The sequence below is a fragment of the Flavobacterium sp. HJSW_4 genome (genome assembly GCF_042436695.1).
GTDB lineage: Bacteria > Bacteroidota > Bacteroidia > Flavobacteriales > Flavobacteriaceae > Flavobacterium.
The window spans coordinates 1-18,720 of sequence record NZ_JBHNPP010000003.1 but is presented as its reverse complement, the minus strand read 5'-3'; the positions used below and the strand labels follow the sequence as shown (position 1 = coordinate 18,720).

18 protein-coding genes are annotated in these 18,720 nt (G+C 34.1%); 8 read left to right on the top strand and 10 right to left on the bottom strand.

The genetic code is table 11. The features are described from left to right. Position 1: 1 nt before the first annotated feature. Genes ACE01P_RS03375 through ACE01P_RS03365 form a run of 3 tightly spaced genes read right to left on the bottom strand, consistent with a single transcriptional unit; the run spans position 2 to position 2,861 of the window. Positions 2 to 487, bottom strand: coding sequence for a GNAT family N-acetyltransferase (locus ACE01P_RS03375; RefSeq protein ID WP_379694165.1), 486 nt, complete (start codon positions 485 to 487; stop codon positions 2 to 4). Between the two features lie 36 nt (positions 488 to 523). Continuing rightward, positions 524 to 1,219, bottom strand: a complete 696-nt coding sequence (locus ACE01P_RS03370; RefSeq protein ID WP_379694162.1) for a LytR/AlgR family response regulator transcription factor — start codon at positions 1,217 to 1,219, stop codon at positions 524 to 526. Position 1,220: 1 nt separating this feature from the next. Continuing rightward, positions 1,221 to 2,861 (bottom strand): histidine kinase, encoded by a 1,641-nt coding sequence (locus ACE01P_RS03365; protein WP_379694159.1) that lies wholly within the window; start codon positions 2,859 to 2,861, stop codon positions 1,221 to 1,223. A gap of 135 nt (positions 2,862 to 2,996) precedes the next feature. Between ACE01P_RS03365 and ACE01P_RS03360 the strand changes: the two genes are divergently transcribed. Then, a complete protein-coding gene (locus tag ACE01P_RS03360) occupies positions 2,997 to 5,375 on the top strand; it encodes an outer membrane beta-barrel protein (RefSeq protein WP_379694157.1) in 2,379 nt (792 codons plus the stop codon). A 58-nt stretch (positions 5,376 to 5,433) separates the two neighbouring features. On the opposite strand, the gene ACE01P_RS03355 is transcribed toward ACE01P_RS03360, so the two are convergent. Continuing rightward, on the bottom strand, positions 5,434 to 6,456 hold the full coding sequence (locus tag ACE01P_RS03355) for an LLM class flavin-dependent oxidoreductase (RefSeq protein WP_379694155.1): 1,023 nt from the start codon (positions 6,454 to 6,456) through the stop codon (positions 5,434 to 5,436). A 150-nt stretch (positions 6,457 to 6,606) separates the two neighbouring features. On the opposite strand from ACE01P_RS03355, the gene ACE01P_RS03350 reads away from it, so the two are divergent. The 6 genes from ACE01P_RS03350 to ACE01P_RS03325 all read left to right on the top strand — a co-directional run bounded on the left by ACE01P_RS03350 (position 6,607) and on the right by ACE01P_RS03325 (position 11,932). Then, complete coding sequence (locus tag ACE01P_RS03350) at positions 6,607 to 7,179, top strand: Crp/Fnr family transcriptional regulator (protein ID WP_379694153.1); 573 nt, start codon at positions 6,607 to 6,609, stop codon at positions 7,177 to 7,179. A 145-nt stretch (positions 7,180 to 7,324) separates the two neighbouring features. Beyond that, a complete protein-coding gene (yddG, locus tag ACE01P_RS03345) occupies positions 7,325 to 8,209 on the top strand; it encodes an aromatic amino acid DMT transporter YddG (protein ID WP_379694150.1) in 885 nt (294 codons plus the stop codon). 151 nt (positions 8,210 to 8,360) lie between these two features. Then, positions 8,361 to 8,906, top strand: a complete 546-nt coding sequence (locus tag ACE01P_RS03340) for a cysteine hydrolase family protein (protein ID WP_379694147.1) — start codon at positions 8,361 to 8,363, stop codon at positions 8,904 to 8,906. A 134-nt stretch (positions 8,907 to 9,040) separates the two neighbouring features. Beyond that, positions 9,041 to 9,910: a helix-turn-helix domain-containing protein gene (locus ACE01P_RS03335; protein WP_379694144.1), complete on the top strand. Its 870-nt coding sequence runs from the start codon at positions 9,041 to 9,043 to the stop codon at positions 9,908 to 9,910. A gap of 105 nt (positions 9,911 to 10,015) precedes the next feature. After that, positions 10,016 to 11,014: an aldo/keto reductase gene (locus ACE01P_RS03330; RefSeq protein WP_379694141.1), complete on the top strand. Its 999-nt coding sequence runs from the start codon at positions 10,016 to 10,018 to the stop codon at positions 11,012 to 11,014. 18 nt (positions 11,015 to 11,032) lie between these two features. Beyond that, positions 11,033 to 11,932 carry a helix-turn-helix domain-containing protein gene (locus tag ACE01P_RS03325; protein WP_379694138.1) on the top strand — a complete coding sequence of 300 codons (900 nt, stop codon included), beginning with the start codon at positions 11,033 to 11,035 and terminating at the stop codon, positions 11,930 to 11,932. 77 nt (positions 11,933 to 12,009) lie between these two features. On the opposite strand, the gene ACE01P_RS03320 is transcribed toward ACE01P_RS03325, so the two are convergent. After that, the gene (locus ACE01P_RS03320) at positions 12,010 to 12,681 is read right to left on the bottom strand and encodes a family 16 glycoside hydrolase (protein ID WP_379694135.1); all 672 of its coding nucleotides are present in this window, start codon (positions 12,679 to 12,681) and stop codon (positions 12,010 to 12,012) included. Positions 12,682 to 12,836: 155 nt separating this feature from the next. Between ACE01P_RS03320 and ACE01P_RS03315 the strand changes: the two genes are divergently transcribed. Beyond that, positions 12,837 to 13,697 carry an AraC family transcriptional regulator gene (locus ACE01P_RS03315; protein ID WP_379694133.1) on the top strand — a complete coding sequence of 287 codons (861 nt, stop codon included), beginning with the start codon at positions 12,837 to 12,839 and terminating at the stop codon, positions 13,695 to 13,697. 89 nt (positions 13,698 to 13,786) lie between these two features. Here the strand turns inward: ACE01P_RS03315 and ACE01P_RS03310 are convergent, their stop codons facing one another. From ACE01P_RS03310 to ACE01P_RS03290, 5 genes are all read right to left on the bottom strand, one after another. Further along, on the bottom strand, positions 13,787 to 14,941 hold the full coding sequence (locus ACE01P_RS03310; RefSeq protein WP_379694130.1) for an iron-containing alcohol dehydrogenase: 1,155 nt from the start codon (positions 14,939 to 14,941) through the stop codon (positions 13,787 to 13,789). A 147-nt stretch (positions 14,942 to 15,088) separates the two neighbouring features. Then, entirely contained in the window at positions 15,089 to 16,147 is a 1,059-nt protein-coding gene (locus tag ACE01P_RS03305) for a DUF2931 family protein (RefSeq protein ID WP_379694127.1), read from the bottom strand. A 38-nt stretch (positions 16,148 to 16,185) separates the two neighbouring features. After that, entirely contained in the window at positions 16,186 to 17,586 is a 1,401-nt protein-coding gene (locus ACE01P_RS03300) for a T6SS phospholipase effector Tle1-like catalytic domain-containing protein (protein ID WP_379694125.1), read from the bottom strand. A 4-nt stretch (positions 17,587 to 17,590) separates the two neighbouring features. Then, the gene (locus ACE01P_RS03295; protein WP_379694122.1) at positions 17,591 to 17,761 is read right to left on the bottom strand and encodes a hypothetical protein; all 171 of its coding nucleotides are present in this window, start codon (positions 17,759 to 17,761) and stop codon (positions 17,591 to 17,593) included. 11 nt (positions 17,762 to 17,772) lie between these two features. After that, a complete protein-coding gene (locus ACE01P_RS03290) occupies positions 17,773 to 18,525 on the bottom strand; it encodes a phage baseplate assembly protein V (RefSeq protein WP_379694119.1) in 753 nt (250 codons plus the stop codon). Positions 18,526 to 18,720: the final 195 nt, after the last annotated feature.

The following is an 18,720-nucleotide window of genomic DNA, read 5'->3' as shown; positions in this document are numbered from 1 at the left end:
TTTAAAAAGCTAAAGTCATATCATGCCAAACTTCGCCGCCATGCACAGAAGCTGAAACTCCTTTATCTACAAAACCAAAACGCTCGTAGTATGGAATTAAATGCGATTTGCAGGTTAAGATTATGCCATTACGATTTTCTTTTTTCGATTGCGCAATTAAATGATTCATAAGTTGTGCAGCATAACCCTGATTTCTATATTGTGGTGAAACAGCAATTCCGAAAATACTTTGCCATTTTCCATTTTTATCATGAAGGTGTGCGTCGCCAAACAACTCATCACTTATCGTTTCTTGATTGGTTACCATACCATTTACAAAACCAACCAATTCACCATCAGATTCTAATAGCCAAAAATGTTCTGGATAAACTTGTAATCTTTTTGTGAATGATTCGGCAGTCGCAGCTTCATTTGGAGGAAAACAAACATTTTCAACAACAGTTATTGCTTCAAGATCATTTAATGTCGCATTTCTAAAGGTAATCATAGTTTTATTTTTTTATACAAAATTAAAGTTATTCTTTCAAATCAGCTTGTTTTTAATTTCCTTATACTTTGAACGTCCAATTGGCAGTAAATCGCCATTTTTGAGTTGCATGCTGTACTTTCCTCCTGCTTCAACAACAATTTTGTCTGCTTGTTCCCAACAGAGAATATACGATTTGTGTATTCTTTCGAAGGTTTCAGGAAGCAATTTTTCTAAGGCTTCAAGCGATTTATCGTGCAATTCTATTTTGTTATTCACTAAATGCAATTCAGTATAAATTCCCGCTCCTTTGATGTACAGAATTTCATTAACAGGCACAAGTCGAAATGTCTTCCCTTTTCTTACTGCCAAAAAACGAATATCGCCTCCTGATTGCTTTCCTTGTGTGGTGTAACGCGTAAATGCTTGCGCCAATCTATTTTGATCGAAAGGTTTGGGTACAAAATCTAAAACCCCATAATTGAAAGCTGTAATGGCTTTATCGGTATAAGCCGAAACGATTATGGTCTGAAACGGACCAGCAACAAAAGTCTGCAGAATTTCAAAACCATCTTCTCCATTCAGATTTAAATCTAAAAGCAGCAGATCAATTGGATTATTTTCGATAACCGAAAATCCGTTTTCGAGAGAATCGGAAAGTAGAATCTGCACGTCTTTATCGAAGAAATCGCGCGTCATTCTTTCTACTCTTTTGGCAATACGAGCTTCGTCTTCAATTATGAGTATTTTCATTTTAATCCAAAATTTTAATGATGGTCTCCCAGCCTTTTTCTACAGGATGAGAATCGAAAGACCAATTGGTGCCGTAACTTTCTGTTAATCTCGCTTCAATGTATTTAAAACCAGTTCCTATTCGCTTCTCTTTTTTAGTTTGTCGATTTTTAGCATAAGTCAATAAAGTGTATTGTTTGAATTTCTTTTCTCTGACGAATTTTAAACAGAAAACAATACAGCCTTGTTCTGGAGGAAGACTATGCGTAATTCCATTTTCTATTATAGTATGAAAAATTGCAGGCGGAATCGTTTCGTTTTCATCAATTTCTTCTTCTTGCCATTCATAACAAATTTCTTTCCGAAAAGACATTACTTCCAAATGTCTTCGGCACAAATCAATCTCTTGTCTTATTGGAATAAGCGTGTCTTCGGCAATATCATTCATTATATCAAATTCTTCCGCGAGAGCGCGAATAAAAACCACTCCTTCTTTTGGAGATTCTTCGATCCAATCAATTAAAGAAGTTAAAGTATTTCGTAGAAAATGTGGCTGAATGTTTTTCTTAATCAATTCCAATTGCAATCTCGAAGAAAGCAACAACGATGCATTATGCGCTTCTTCCATCGCTTTTGTTCGAATGGTATGCAGATAAAGCATACAAAGCACTAAAATGGTAAAAGCGATAAACAATCCGAAATCGTAAAACATAAAATAATTGACTACAACACCTGCCAATAAACCAATTGCAACAATAAGTCCGCCTTTTACTTTTTTAATTGCAGCATAAATAGCGATGATGATAGAAAAAAATCGGGCAGTAATTGTAAAATAAGCTGCAGAAATATCATAATGACCGTAATAACCAATGTAAACTGCTAAAAGAGAAATGAATAAAAGAATCAAAAATAGTTTCTTTCTTTTAAATTCAAACTGAAGCATAAAATACCACGGAACAAGCATTGAAATCGCAAAAGTCAACCAACCTATAATTTTCAAACGAGTATAAAATTGATCATACGGAATATATAGATAATACTTGACATATTCGATAATTAACAAGCAAAAGAAAAGCAGACAAATAATTCCGAAAAGCAAAACTGCAAGTTCTTTTCGTGTGCTATTTAGATATAAAAAGAAATAATAGATTCCTGCAATGAGAAATGCGCCAGCCATAAGATTCATAAAAGAAACTACAATAAGCGGAGAGCGCTGAAGCAACAAATAATCTTTAAGTTTAACATCGATACCGCGTTCTTCCTCTCTATGATAAGTTTGCGTTCCGATTAAAATAACAGTGTGTTTGCCAAGATTTGATAATTTTTTCGGAATTTGATAATAGGACGTTTCTGTTCCTGGTATCTCAGCTTGACCAGATTTCGCCATTTGACCATTTCTTCCTACCAAAACGCCATCCCAATAGACATCAAAAGCGCCAAAAGCATTAATCTGAAGTCCCAAGGATTCGGAACTGTTTTTACGTTTCTGAATCTCAACATCTGTTTGAAATTTAAAGCTCGAGCTATCTGGTTTACCCCAAGCTATCTGCTCATGATCATAATCAACTTCATAAGTTACATCGGTTGTAACGTACTCTTTGTAGTACTTACACGAAGTAAACATTAGAAGAAACAAAACGCTGAAAAAGTAAGATTTATACATGAGATAAAGATAGAACAAATATCGATTTGCTAAATGCATTTGAGAAGCTTATAGAGCCGTTTGAATGTTTTTAGAAACGCCACTTTATTTTATGAATTAATCTTGTACAACAAAATCAATCAAATCAATCAAAAAATGAAACATTTAATAATCAAAACCTTAACTCTATTTATTCCTTTTCTCGGAATCGGACAACAAATTATTGTTTCTGGTAAAATTCAAGACAGTACTACAAAAGAAGCGTTGCCTTATGTTACAGTTTCGATACAAGATAACACATCAAAAACAATGGCTACAGGCATAACTGACGATCACGGTTTGTTTAGTCTTGAAACTGCTTCAACTGGTTCAACAACAATTTTATTTAGCTACACAGGTTATCAAACTCATTCACAATCAATCATCATTTCAGGAAAACAAAAAATTGAATTAGGAACAATTGATTTAATTACTGATGCTGTACAATTGAAAGCTGTAGAAATTAATGGCCAGAAATCGAATGTTAGTTTAAAACTAGATAAAAAGGTTTTTGAAGTTGGTAAAGATGTGCTTTCGCAGAATGGTTCGGCTCATGATGTTTTAAATGGCGTTCCGTCTGTTGCAGTAGATCCAACGGGAACAATAAGCTTGCGGGGCAACAGCAATGTTTTGGTATTAATTAACGGAAGACAATCTGGACTTACCCAAAGCAATGCACTTGATCAAATAGCAGCCGATCAAATTGAACGAATCGAAGTTATTACCAATCCTTCTTCAAGATATGATGCGGCAGGTTCTGCGGGAATTATTAATATTATTTTGAAAAAGAATAAAAAAAGCGGTTTTAGCGGTCAGGTTCGATTGGTTGCTGGTTCGCCAAATGATAGCCGTTTGAATCCGAGCATCAATTTCAAATCAAACAAAATCAATATTTTTTCTAATTTCAGTATTCGTTCTAGCGATTATGTTGGTTTGTACACCACCGATCAAGTGACTAATAGCACAACTTCTCCCAATTACATGCATCGCGTGCAAAATGAAGATCGTCATGACGATGGAAAATTGCTTTACATGGGAGCTGATTATTTTATTAATGAACATCAGACTATAACAGCGGCTTTTTTAAAGAATGCTACGCACGATAATGATAAAACCGATTTGCGATATCAATACGATAGTGATCTTGCAAATACATCGCCAGATAGTCTTTTGACCAGACACGGAAAATCACTGGAAAAACGCGATTACAGTCAGCTTGAGTTTAATTATACTCGAACATTCAAACAAAAAACAAAAAAATGGACGATTGACGTTCAATATGATTGGTGGAATAGCGACAAAAAGTGGGATCTTTCTACACAACGTTTGCTTCCAGATGAATTGGTTTATCCTGGCATTAGAACTAGTTCGGTAGGAAACAGCAAAGATTTTCTTGCAAAGACCGATTTTATACAGCCAATTGACAGCCTTTCGACTTTAGAATTCGGAATAAAGACTGAAATCCGAACTGTTTCCAGCGATTATCTAGCAGAAGAACAACAGGGAAATAATTGGGTCGTTTATCAAAATATTGATAATGATTTAAATTATGATGAAACCATAACTGGCGCTTATACGCAATTTAGCAGTAAAATCAATAAGTTCAGTTATATGTTGGGATTGAGAGCGGAGCTTACAGATATTTCTATTAAAGATGTAGAAAATGCTTATAACGATACAAAAAACTACAACAAGCTCTTTCCTACTGTAAATCTAAGCTATAAGTTTGATGCTTCTGCTTTGCAATTAAATTACAGCAAACGCATTAGACGTCCGTCCTTATATGCTTTGTATCCTTTTAATGAAGTTACAGATTTGAATGCGCAATACATTGGAAATCCAGATTTGAATCCTTCCTATACCGATGCATTTGAAATGGCGTTTCTTAAAAATTGGAAAACATTTACTTTGAATCCTTCAATATATTATCAATACGAAAAAGGCTTTATTCAAGATTATACGTATCGTAAAGATGATATCTTCCTTACAACCCCAATAAATATTGATTATGAAATACGAAGCGGAATTGAATTATCGACCTTATATAATCCGTTAAAATGGCTTCAAGTTAATGCTGAAATGAATTATTATCATTTTAAGCAAAAAGGAAATTATATGGCTGAAAATCTTGATTACAGCAGTCAGAACTTCACGGCAAGATTAAGCGCGCAGATTAAACTTCCTTCTAAATTTAGTTTTCAAGGTCGCTATAACTTCCGTGGAGAAAAACGAAATGCTCAAACCACAAACGAAGCCTTACAATCAATTGATTTTGGATTAAGCAAATTGCTGCTGAAAGATAAAGCGACAATTGTTTTTGATGTTACGAATGCTTTTAATCTTCGACAGTTCAAAAGCGTTACAACTGGATCTGATTATGTTTTTAAGGATAATAGCATTCCAAACGCAGCAAGATATCGTCTGAGTTTTGTCTATCGTTTTAACTTAACTGATACAAAAGCAATCAGGCAGGCAAATGATGCTAATAGAAATTGATTTCTCATAAAAAAAGCCCTCCATAAACAGAGGGCTTTCTTTTTTCTTTTATCAAAACTTATCGCCAACCTAAAGCAGGCGCAACGTGTTCTAAAATAGAAGACAAAATATGAATATTATACTCTACACCGATAGTATTTGGAATAGTTAGCAATAAAGTATCTGCTTCTTGAATCGCTTCGTCTTGAGCCAATTCTTCTATCAGTTTATCTGGTTCTGCGGCATAACTTTTGCCAAAGATTGCTCTTTTGTCTTGCTCGATATAACCAAAACTATCATTTCCTTTAGCTTGTGAACCAAAGTAATATCGGTCTTGTTCATTGGTTATAGCAAAAATCGAACGGCTTACCGAAACTCTCGCTTCACGCTGATGTCCTGCTTTTTTCCACGCTTCTTTATACAATCTAATTTGTTCTGCTTGTTGAACGTGAAAAGGTTTTCCGTTTTCATCATATTTAAGCGTAGAACTCTGAAGGTGCATTCCGTTTTCTGCAGCCCAAATAGCTGTTGCATTTGAAGCTGCTCCCCACCAGATTCTTTCTCTTAATCCTTCAGAATGCGGTTCAATACGCAACAATCCAGGCGGATTTGGAAACATCGGGTACGGATTTGGTTCTGCGAATCCTTCTCCTTTTAGTTTATCCAAAAATTCCAAAGCTTTTTTTCGCCCCATATCGGCATCGGTTTCTCCTTGTTCTGGTTCATAACCAAAATAGCTCCAACCGTCAATAACTTGTTCTGGTGATCCTCTACTTATTCCTAGCTGCAAACGACCTTCCGATATTAAATCAGCGGATCCAGCATCTTCTACCATGTACAATGGGTTTTCATAACGCATATCGATTACGCCCGTTCCGATCTCAATTTTGCTTGTCTTCGCTCCTATTGCCGAAAGCAACGGAAATGGAGATGCTAATTGCTGCGCAAAATGATGCACACGAAAGTAAGCCCCATCTACACCTATTTCTTCAGCAGCAACTGCTAAATCAATAGATTGCAACAATGTATCTGCTGCCGTACGTGTTTTATATGACGGATGATTTGCCCAATGCCCAAATGATAAAAATCCTATTTTCTTCATAATGGCTTTATTTTTTATGCTATCAAATATACGTATCAAAACTGAGTAATACTATACTTTCTGTTTTAAGAAATCCAAAAAAGAACAAATCTGTTTTATCGAAAATATTTCATCCTATTTAGTATATTTAGCCAAAACTTTGCAATAATAATGAAGGAGCAGTTTAGACAGCACATCGAAAAGATATCGCCATTAAATGATGAAACTTTTGATTATGTATATTCTTTTTTTAAACCCAAGAAAATCAGAAAGAACAGCATTATCATTAGCAGTGGCGATTTGGTTTCTCATGAATATTGGGTGTTTAAAGGCTGTTTAAAAGCTTCCTATATTTTAGAAGACGGAAAAGAAAAGATTATCCGATTTGCTGTAGAAGATTGGTGGGTTAGCGATTATGACGCTTATTTCAAAAACAATCCTGCAACTCTAAGTATAGAAGCTCTTGAAGATTGCGAAGTGCTTGCTTTTTCTTTTCAGGATCGCGAAAAACTTTGCAAAGAATTTCCAGAGATTGGTTACTTCTTTAGAAAAAAGATTGAAGGCGCATATTCTGCTTTTCAGCGTCGATTGGTTTCTATGCTTTCTAATGATGCCAAAGAACATTACGAAATCTTTGTTCAGCAATATCCAATGCTTATGGAGCGTCTTCCGAAATCAATTATAGCCTCTTATTTAGGAATCACAAGAGAAACGCTCAGCAGGATTTCTAATGCTTCGTTGTGATTTATATCACGCCAATACTGTGATCTGTATCATTTGAATTAATAAATTTTATCCAAAACTTTGTGTCTTCTTTTTAACAAAGAATAGACATGAAGAAAAAAATCTTTTCGTACCAAACGAATTACAAAAGCTGTAATCTAAAATCATGAATCAATCTAAAGCAACCGCAATCGGATTCTGTGCTATTTTATTATGGAGTTCCATTGTGGGATTAATCAAAGAAGTTAGCCATTCTTTTGGGGCAACTTTGGGCGCAGCATTTATTTATACTGTAGCATCTTTATTTTTACTTTTAAGCATAAAATGGACTCCACTTTCCAAGTTCCCAAAAAAGTATCTCATTTACGGATCTTTATTAATGGTTTCTTACGAATTGTGCCTTGCCTTGTCTATCGGTTATTCTGAAAACAGCGTTCAAGCAATTGAGGTTGGAATGGTCAATTATCTTTGGCCTACTTTTACCATGATTGCTACGGTTCTTTTTACTTCGAAAAAAGCAAATTGGCTCATTATTCCAGGAATTATTGTTTCGATGTTAGGAATAGTTTGGGTTTTGGGCGGAGATAAAGGTTTTAATGTTTCAGAAATGATCGCTCACATTCAATCTAATCCTTTAAGCTACGGACTTGCATTTTTAGGCGCGTTATTGTGGGCAGGATATTGCATTGTTACCATTCGTCTTTCTAATGGAGCAAACGGAATCACTTTATTTTTTATGATCGTAGCAGCTATTTTATGGATTAAATGTTTATTTCTACACGATCAGCCTGAATTATCCTTTAGTCTATCATCTGTCATTTATCTAATCCTCGCTGGAGCTGCCATGGGATTTGGTTACGCCGCTTGGAATATCGGAATTATGTACGGAAACGTTACAACTTTGGCTGGAGCTTCTTATTTCACACCAGTTTTATCATCGATGCTTTCTTCTATTCTTCTCTCTGCCGCATTAGGTTTATCTTTTTGGCAAGGTGCTTTAATGGTTTGCGTGGGATCTATATTGTGTTGGCTTTCAACTAAAAAATTCTAGAAATAAAAAGAGCTGTTACAATTTTGACAGCTCTTTTCGTCTAAATCCTTATCAAATCATTTATCAAAATGGTAGTTTATATAACAGAATTGGTAGAAGTTTAATTTCTAAAGCAATCTAACTTTGTATTATATTTTTAAAACAACAAATTATGAGCAAAGCATTAATTGTAATAGACATACAAAACGATTATTTCGAAAATGGAGCAATGGAACTTTCTGGTTCTTTAGAAGCAAGCGAAAATGCAAAGAAAGTTATAGCCGATTTCCGAGATAAAAATCTACCTGTTATTCACGTTCAACATTTATCTGTTGCGCCTGGTTCGTTTTTCTTTCTTCCGGAAACAGAAGGAGTAAAAATTCATGAAAATGTGCAACCTCTTGATTCGGAGAAATTAATTATAAAACATTATCCAAATAGTTTTAGAAATACAGAACTTTTAGAATATCTAAAATCAAAAAACATTACAGAATTGGTCTTTACTGGAATGATGACACACATGTGCATAGACGCGACAGTGAGAGCAGCAAAAGATTTTGAATTTGATTGTACCGTAATTGGTGATGCATGCGCAACGAGAGATTTAGAAATAAACGGGACTACAGTAAAAGCAGCTGATGTACAAACTTCATTCTTATCTGCATTAAGTTTTTTCTATGCTTCAGTTGTAAATACTAAAGACTATCTTTTAGCTTAAAATTATAAGCAATTCACGCTTATAAATTTTCATTAAATTTGCTCTATTGCCCTTTCATTTAGAGCACAAGAAAAGTACGCTTGCCTGAAATGGCAAGTGTTTCTTGTTTATAAAAAATCTGTAAATAGTTTATTTTGAAAACAATCAAATTTCATAAATCCGAATGTGGCGTTGATATTTTGCTAAATGTCTTAAGAGGCGAAAATGTAATTGCTAATTATCAGGATAGAGAAACCTACAACACTGATTTTTTCGAAATTCTGCTTTTCAAAAAAGCATCGGGTTCAGTTATACTCAATCAAAAAAAGATAACGATTACAGATAATACAGTACTATTTATTTCGCCTTTTCAAAAAAGAAAATGGGAATTGGATACTGATAATTTTGATTTTACCATATTAGCCTTTCAGAAAGACTTTCTAAATGATTTTTTCTCCGATAAACTCTTTACGTATCGTCTGCTCTATTTTTATCAGTTGAATCATCCTTTAAACATTCAAATTAGCAGACAAGAAATAGAAAAAGCTTGTGATATTCTTACTGAAATCAAAACAGAGCTCGTAAATAGGTATCCCGACAGTATTCATATTGTTCGTTCTCTTACTTATTATCTTTTATTAAAGTTTAATAGAGAATATGCTTCAATAAATAAACTGCCTATGTATAAACCTGAGAATAATTATGCCTATCAGTACAAACAGTTATTAGAACTTTACATTAAAGACAAAAAACGAATTGATGATTATGCTTTCTTATTAGGAATAAGTCGCATTACGATCAATTCTGCTGTCAAAAAACAGTTTAATGTCACGGCAACACATCTTTTGAAACAAAGATTGCTTTTTGAAATCAAAAACGATCTTATCCATTCTGGAAAAAATGTTTCGGAAATTGCGGATGAACTCAATTTTTCAGAACCAAGTCATTTAATGCGTTTTTTTAAAATACAAACCGGCATGACGACTTCTGAGTTCTTAGCTGATTATCAAAATGGCATATTTTAAATAATTTATAAACCACCTGTAATTTAAATACAATCTTCCGTAATCAGCAAACCTTTGTTTGTTCTGTTTCTCTCGAAATTTGTATCAACAAAAAATGATAAAAAGATGAAACAGATTAAATTAGGAAATCAAGGATTAATCATTCCGCAAATTGGCTTGGGCTGTATGGGAATGACAGGTTTTGAAGAAGGAAATATGTATGGTCTTGCAGATGAAAAAGAAGCGATTCAGACTATTCATCGTTCGTTTGAATTGGGTGGTAATTTTTTAGATACGGCAGATTTGTACGGCCCTTTAAAAAACGAACAGCTTATTGCTAAAGCCATGGGAAATGATCGCGATAAATATATTTTGGCTACAAAATTTGGTTGGGAAATAGACGATAACGGAAAAGTAACTTGGGCTATCAACGGAAGCAAAAAATACATCAAAAAAGCAGTTGAACGTTCGCTTAAGAATTTAAATACAGATTATATCGATTTGTATTACATGCACCGTTTGGACAAAAACACGCCTATCGAAGAAACTGTTGAGGCGATGAGTGAACTTGTAAAAGAGGGTAAAGTAAAATACATCGGACTTTCGGAAGTATCTTCTGAAACCATTAAAAAAGCGCATAACATTCATCCTATCACTGCGGTTCAAAGTGAATATTCTTTGTTTGAAAGAACCGTAGAAGAAAGAGGCGTGTTAAAAACATTAGATGAACTTGAAATTGGTTTTGTGGCATATTCTCCTTTAGGCCGCGGATTTTTATCTGGTCAAATTCGTTCTATTGATGATCTTCCTGAAAATGATTTTCGTAGAGCTATTCCGCGTTTTCAAGAAAACTATTTCCATAAAAATATTGAATTAGTTAAAGCCGTTGAAAAAATGGCTGAAGAGAAAAATGTCAATTCCTCTCAATTGGCTTTAGCATGGATTATCAGTAAAGGAATTGTACCGATTCCAGGAACTAAACGCAGAAAGTATTTGGAACAAAATATCGCTTCTGCGAATATAGAATTGAGTGAGAACGATCTTCAAAAATTAGAAAGTATCGTACCTTTGGGAACAGATACTGGAGCTCCATACGATGAGTTCAGTATGGGACTTCTTGACTAAACTTAAAAAGACGCTGTTATGAATACTATTGCATGTGTATCTGCTTTTCACCGTTTGCTTTCTCTGCCTGAGCCTAAACATCCAATGGTTAGTGTTATCAATTTAGCTGAAAGTGTTTTTCTTGATGATGAAGTCTGGAAAGGATTTACCAATAAATTCTATTGTGTTGCTTTAAAAAGAGAGGCAAAAGGAAAAATCAGATATGGTCAAGGGCATTATGATTATGATAAAGGTGTATTAAGTTTTACTGCGCCGAATCAAGTCCAGTATTTAGATTTGCACAATGTAGAATGCGGAGCGGGTTATCTGCTTATATTTCATGAAGATTTTCTTTTAAAACATCCATTAGCGCAAAGAATATTCGATTTTGGATTTTTCTCTTATGCTGTTAATGAAGCATTGCATTTATCTGAACAAGAAGAAAATTATTTGATTGAAATTCTGGACCGAATTGATAAAGAATGCCAACATATCGATCATCATACACAGGATATTATTCTATCGCAAATTGACTTGCTTTTAAACTATTCAAGCCGTTTTTATGAAAGACAGTTTATAACCCGAAAAAACAGCAGTCATGCGCTGCTTACAAAATTCGAAAGATTTATAAATGATTATTACAATGATGACTCGACAGAAAAAGGTCTTTTGAGCGTTAGTTTAATTGCGGAAGCGCTAAATCTTTCTCCAAACTATCTCAGTGATTTCTTGAAAATTCATACCGGAAGAAATACAAAAGAGCATATTTATGAAAGACTAATTAATAAGGCCAAAGAGCAACTTTCTACCAGCGAATTATCTGTCAGTGAAATTGCTTATCATCTTGGTTTCGAACATCCGCAGTCGTTTAGTACACTTTTTAAGAAACGAACACAAATGGCTCCTTTGGAATTTCGGGAAAAGATTCGAAATAATTAATTTTTAATTCAACTATAAAAGCAAAAGCCAGAAATCATTTTTTCTGGCTTTTATAATTTGTGATACAAATCTATTCTTTATTCTTTCATTACTTTAAGATTTTTAAAATAGCCTTCAGTACCAGGACCAACCCAAAAACCAATTGATCCACTTTCTTCTGAGCCGTGTTTCATATCTAATACCACAATCGAAGGCTGATCATTGTGATTAAGATATAATTTTGCCTGCGCTCCTTTGACAACAATCCTCATTTTAATCCATGAATTCATCTCCATATCTGCATAAGATTCATATTTTTCAGGACTTTCTTTTCTAAGTCTGTCGAATTTAAAATCTGGATAACCATAATATTGCACCGAATGATTTCTTCTAATCTGATCATCGCTTCGACCATTATCAGGACGAACATAAATGCTTTCAAATTTTGAATTTTGTTCGTTTATTCTAAAAGCAACTCCAATAAATCCTCTTGCCCAATCTGGCGCGTCAGGCAAAAACTTACTTAATACCTCTACTTCAATTGTCCCATTTTTAAAATTGAAATCCTTTAGTTTTACAAAAGTAGGTTCGTCAAAAACCTTAACATCGGGATTCATTATAACTTTAATTACATTTTGCTCGTTACTGTTTTGATCTTCAAAACTTACCAAGGCTTTAATTAATTTTTCTTTAGAAAGTTTAATTTCCTGTCCTACAGTTAATGTCGAAAAAAATAATAGAAATAGTATGCTTAAAACAGTCGTTTTCATAGTAAAAAGCTTGTAATATTTTTTTAATAATTAGGAAAAGAATGTCTCATTATAAATCATATAGACACGCTAACCTCTAAAAGCTGATTACAAAATTATTCAACATCTATTGTTTTTTTCTGTAAAAACACACGAAGAAACAGTAATTTTGCACTATGGAAATTTTCTCTCTATTTCAGGACCTAGACTTAACTTTTCATCAGTGGAAAAAAGGCACGAATGAAATGCATAAACATACTTTTTTTGAAATCATATATATCACTAAAGGTCAAGGAATTCATGAAATAAACAATAAAAAATATCAATTTAAAAAGGGAGATTTTTTTCTTCTAATTCCTGGAGACGAACACGCCATTTCTGTAAAAGAACAAACAGATTTTTTTGCATTAATCTTTAATAAAACTTACTTCAACAAAGAAAATTTGAATCAAGAGAAAATAACAAATTCATCAATGATTTTCAAACATTTAGAATTATTTATTCTAAACTCAAAATATATCAAACAACCCATTTTTACTGATTCATTAGAAAGAACACATATAGAATTGTTGATAACAAACATTATAAATGAATTTAAAAATAGGAATCTATTTTTTGAAACTATAATTCAAAACAGCATCATACAAATCTTATGTTTAATCGCTCGAAAGATAAGGACAGAAGCTGCCAGTGCTTTATTGGCCAATGGAGCAAATGCTAAGATCAATGAAATCTTATTTTACATTCAAGACAATATATATGATAATGAGAAAATTAAAGTATCGAATTTAGCTTTAAAATTCAATAAATCGAGAAATCATTTTGGTAATTATTTCAAACAAAATACCGGATACAGTACAAAAGAATATATTTTGAATTATAAATTCAATTTAATTAAAAACAAACTTTCCTATACTAATCATTCGATTGGTGAAATAGCTTATACCTTAGGATTTACAGATGAAAATCATCTGAACAAATTTTTAAAACTGCGTTTAGGCATGACAGCTTCTGCATTTAGAAAAGGAAATATCTAAATATTATTCTTTAAGCTAAAAAACAATAAAGCTGCCAAAAATATTGACAGCTTCATTATTTACAAATTAGATTCTATAAAAGAAATTTGTTATTTTTCACTATAAACAACACCTTCGTAACAAGCATTGTAGATTTCTTTTAATTCCTCAACAGTAGGTTTTCTTGGATTGAAACCTGTACAAGGATCTAAAAATGCGTTGTTAGCAATAAAATCAAGGTTTTTATCCCAGTCTTCTCTAGAGATTCCGAATTCTTTAATTGCAGCTTGATTGTTTACATCGGCTCTTAAAGTTTCAATTGCTTGTGCTAAATCTTCTGCGGTTTCTTTTCCGATTACTTTTGCTAAATCAGGGAAACGGTTACTTTCTTTTGAATTGTAACGAATAACGTTTGGTAAAAAGATCGCGTTTGATGCTCCATGAGGAATTCCGTATAACGCTCCTACTTGGTGAGACAATGAGTGAACAATTCCTAACCATGCATTATTGAAAGCCAATCCAGCCATGAAAGATGCATCATGCATATTCTGACGCGCCTGAATATTTGACGGATTTTGAACTGCTTCTTTTAAGTTATCAAAAACAATTTCTAAACCTCCTTTAGAAAGCACATCTGCATAATTATTTTCGATATTAGATACATAAGCCTCAACACAATGCGTTAAAGCATCTAAACCTGTATTTGAAGTTACGTGCGCTGGCATAGAAGCACAAATTTCACCATCAACAATAGCAATATCCGGAGTAAGTTCGTATGAAACGATTGGATATTTAACTCCTTTGTCACGATCTGTAATAACAGCTAAACCTGTAGTTTCTGTACCTGTTCCGCTAGTAGATGGAATCGCAATAAACTTCGCTTTTTGACGTAAAACTGGAACGTTAAAAGGTTTGATCATCGCTTCGAAATCTGCATCTGGATATTCGTAGAAAACCCACATCATTTTTGCAGCATCAATTGCAGAACATCCCCCTAAACCAATAATCCAATCTGGTTCGAAGCTTTTCATTAATTCTGCTCCTTTGAAACAAGTCGCAGATGACGGATCTTCTTCTACACCTTCAAAAATTTTAGTTTCTATTCCTGCTTCTTTCAAATAAGCCGCCGCTTTATCCAAAGAACCGCTATTTTTCATAGAACTTCCACCTGTAACGATTACGGCTTTAGTTCCTTTAATATTTTTTAATTCCTCAAGACTTCCCGCACCATGGAAAACTTCTCCTGCAATAAATAACTTGCTCATTTTTATACTCTGTTTTTATGTTTAAATACAGGTACAAAAGTATTTCAGCTATTAAGCGCAGTGTTATACAATCGGGTCTATTTGATATAAATTTGGGCCAGATTTTTTTTGGAATAACAACAAAGATTGCTCTTTTTAATGTTTCTGTTAATAAGGCTTAGATTTCGTAAACGATTCCTGCGTAACAATTGCTTCTTTCATATCAACTTCGTCAGATGCTGTTTTTAATTTTATAGATATCCCTTTTGTTTCTCTTGGTTTAGTATTTCTGTCAATCTCAATTACAAAAGTGATAGCTTCTCCTATTTTAAATTTCTCAAAAATGGCTTTCGATTTTTTTTCATCAAAAAACACATCGCTTTCCATTCGTCTATCATTTACATCATGCCAAACAATGTTTATTTTTCTTGGTACAGCTCGTTTTTTTATTGGAATCACATTGCCATTCATACTCAAAAAAATGGATTCAAACTCGCCGTTAATGTAATTTATTTTGATACTTTCTACCTTGTAATCTGTCTTGAACTTGGGGGTTAAGTTGTATTCTCTAAAAAGGGTATCCCAGTACCCGAATGGTATTGTACCGTTTTTAATCTGGTCTAATGTTTCTTGTGGAAGATCTTCATTCATATAATCAACATAATCTTTAATGCCTGCTTTGCTTTTCATTGATGGATGAGCCATTTCCCAATTAACATTATCATCTTCCTGTGCCTGATAACGTCCAACGATTGTCATGTTAGACTGGCTAAATACATACAACACTATCATTCCTCCCGGAAATAATCCAGCGTTAACAACAAAACGTTTATTGTTAAAAATCTCCATCTTTTTTGTTGCTTTATTCCAGCGAGGTCTATCACAACCATTGATCATTAAAGATTCTATTTTATCTGAATCAAGTTTAAAAATGCCTGAGTAGCTTTTATTCTCGGTATAAGACATCCATGTAATATCCAGCATTTTAGGCGGTATTCCTTCCGCTCTGCCAGAAGAAGAACCGTCATTAGCTCCAAGATGGTAACTGTTTATAATATCATCAAATGGCATATAAACATAACTGCTATTAGTTTTTTCACTCAATAACAAATGTCCCGAAAATATTTCGGCAGGGTAGTTTTTTGGTGTGCAGACAGCTGCCGTCCAATTGTATTTTTTTTCTTTCATACTGTTTTGACATGAAATCAATGTTATATTTAATAGCATTGTTAGTGTTAATAATTTAAAATATCTATTATTCATACTTAGCCCGATATTGTTTTTCGTTTTCTGATAATATTGCTTTGATTGTCCATTTGTGGTTCCATACCTACGCCGTCCATATTGGCTGAGCAATGCAAGTATTTATTTCGCAAGTCAACAAGCATATAGTGTTCAGCTACCAATATATTGAAAGCATCAATTTCTTGATTATTCTTCCATATTTTTTTTCTTTTTGCTTCAATTTCACTTTTCGTATAGTACTGAAGTTTTGGCTTTCTCTCAAAGGCATATTCATCAATCCGCTTTTTTATGTCATTTAATTTTTCAGGTATTTTATAATCTTTATTTAATAATTTTTCTCTCCATGAAATCTTATATTTTCGGTTTCCAAATTCTGCCATTAAATGAAGAATTACAAAAGTGTAACTGTTACTGACATATTTTCTATTCCCCTCTAAATAATATGGTGAAATACTCGGTAATTCTTTTAGTTCATGCGGGAAAAACCAGCCCTGTTCAAGTGCATATTTTTTTTCCTCAGCAATTTTAGAGGCTGTTTCTGTAAGACTTACTGTCTCTGGTCCGCTTTTATATCCTCCGCCAATGTCTGAATGGCAGCCAGGCAATGTCAATTCTATGCTGTTGGCTCCTGCACTGGCAATAGTGGTCAATGGAAAATTTTCACGAAACTCATCCTCAGCGGTCAAATGCACTGTAAAGCCCACATTAGGGATTTTAAGCGGCACTTTGTCCTTTTCAACATCATCAAAAACATTGCTACCATAAGAGGAAACTGTATCGAAAATACCAAAAAAACGAATTTTTATGCGATGGGGTTTTTCATCATAGCTTAATTTCTCGAAAGCTTTTCCTAAGTATCCTAAATTATAGCTGTTATTGTCTCCAATAGCTTTCTTTTTGTACAACTCGTTTACAAAAATTCGGGCTGCTGCTGCTCCACGGCTAAAACCAAAAACGTCCAGATATAATGTACTAATGCCCAATTCTTCTTTATCTTGTAATTTTGCAACAACATCGAAACATCCTTTTTCCACTTTTTCGAAAAGTCCCGTTTCCCCTTTACCATATCCTTGTCCGCGTGTAAAATCTCCATAATAATCGAGTGTTCCATCCTTTTTTTTGTCTGGATTTTTAGTGCCAATTCCTTCAACATAAACAGAATAATTATGTAATTTATCATCTTTCAAATAAGCTTTTTCCAATCTATCTACATTGGTATTATCGTTTCCGTAGCTAGTGTTCGAACCATCTTTTTTTGATGAATAAGAGTTTTTTAGACTCGGGTCTTTTCGTCTTCCTTCAATATTTTCTCTATTGTTTGAGGTACCGTCAAAAAAAACGCCCATATAAACATCGTTTACCTCTTTATCATTTTCTTTAGGAGGCTCAAAACGTGGTTTTCCAAATATTACATTTGCCATAGTTCTATGATTTATTACCCTTAATTAGTATCTTTCTACTTGAACATAAAATAAGATTTTCTTTTGTTGCAACAATTTCCACCTTTTCACTGGTTTCATTTATTGTCTTAGAAGAAGACCTGTAAGTATTCTTAATTTTTATATTTAAATTTTTCGCTGTTTTGTTAATTCCCATAAACAATAATTTTAAAATAAGTTAGATTTCTCAGCGCTGTTAATTTCAACTGTCTTTTGAGAACTCTCTAACAGCATATTTTCTTTGGTGCTCATGATAGTCACCTCTTCTGCAAACTGTACAGATTCACTTGAGCTTCTAGTATAATTTTCTGTTATGCTTTCGGTTTTATTGTCTCCAGATTCGTTAATATCACCCTCAGCATTTATAAAAATATCATTTCCCGCTTCCTGTGTCATATTGTTTCCTGCTTCAACTTCAATATCTTCTTTAGCTTCAATTTTCACATTTTTACCTGCTGTGATAAGAACATCCTCTCCCGCTTCCAACTCAATATTCTTCGGAGCTTTTATTTTGATATTTCCATCGCCGTAAAGCACTGCCAGCGTCTGACCTTTCTCGCTTTCAATTGTAATGTCTCCTGTTTCATCATTAAAAATAGCTTTGTTGCCGCTTCGCGTTCTCATCACTTTCAAATCATTATTCGGCGTGCTGAAACCGCTTTTTTCTTTATTGCTCGTCATAGTCCCCACAACGATAGGCAGTTCGGCGTTGCCTCCTTGGAAATCCACAAAAACGGTGTCTCCCACTTCTGGGATAATATGGGAGCCTCTCGCGTTTCCTCCGTATTTCTGCACCAGCGGAATGTAAGGCGTCGTCTGTCCCGATGCTTCCTGCCACGGCATCTGCACCTGCACTCCGCTTAGTCCGTCCGGGTCCGCATTGGCGGTTACCGTTGCCGTCTGGCTTTTGCATCGCGGCACCAGATCGGGATTGGTTTTGGGCGAAAATACGGAGCCGTTAAAGTTTACTGCTGTAAAATGGTTTTCGTAGCTGCCTCCGTCATCGCACAAATGCGTGATCTGCGTTACGCGGTACGAGCTTTCGAGCTGCATGTCCACTCCGCTTATTCTCACCAGATTTCCAAGGATGATTCCCGGAACTTCGCTTGACGCTTT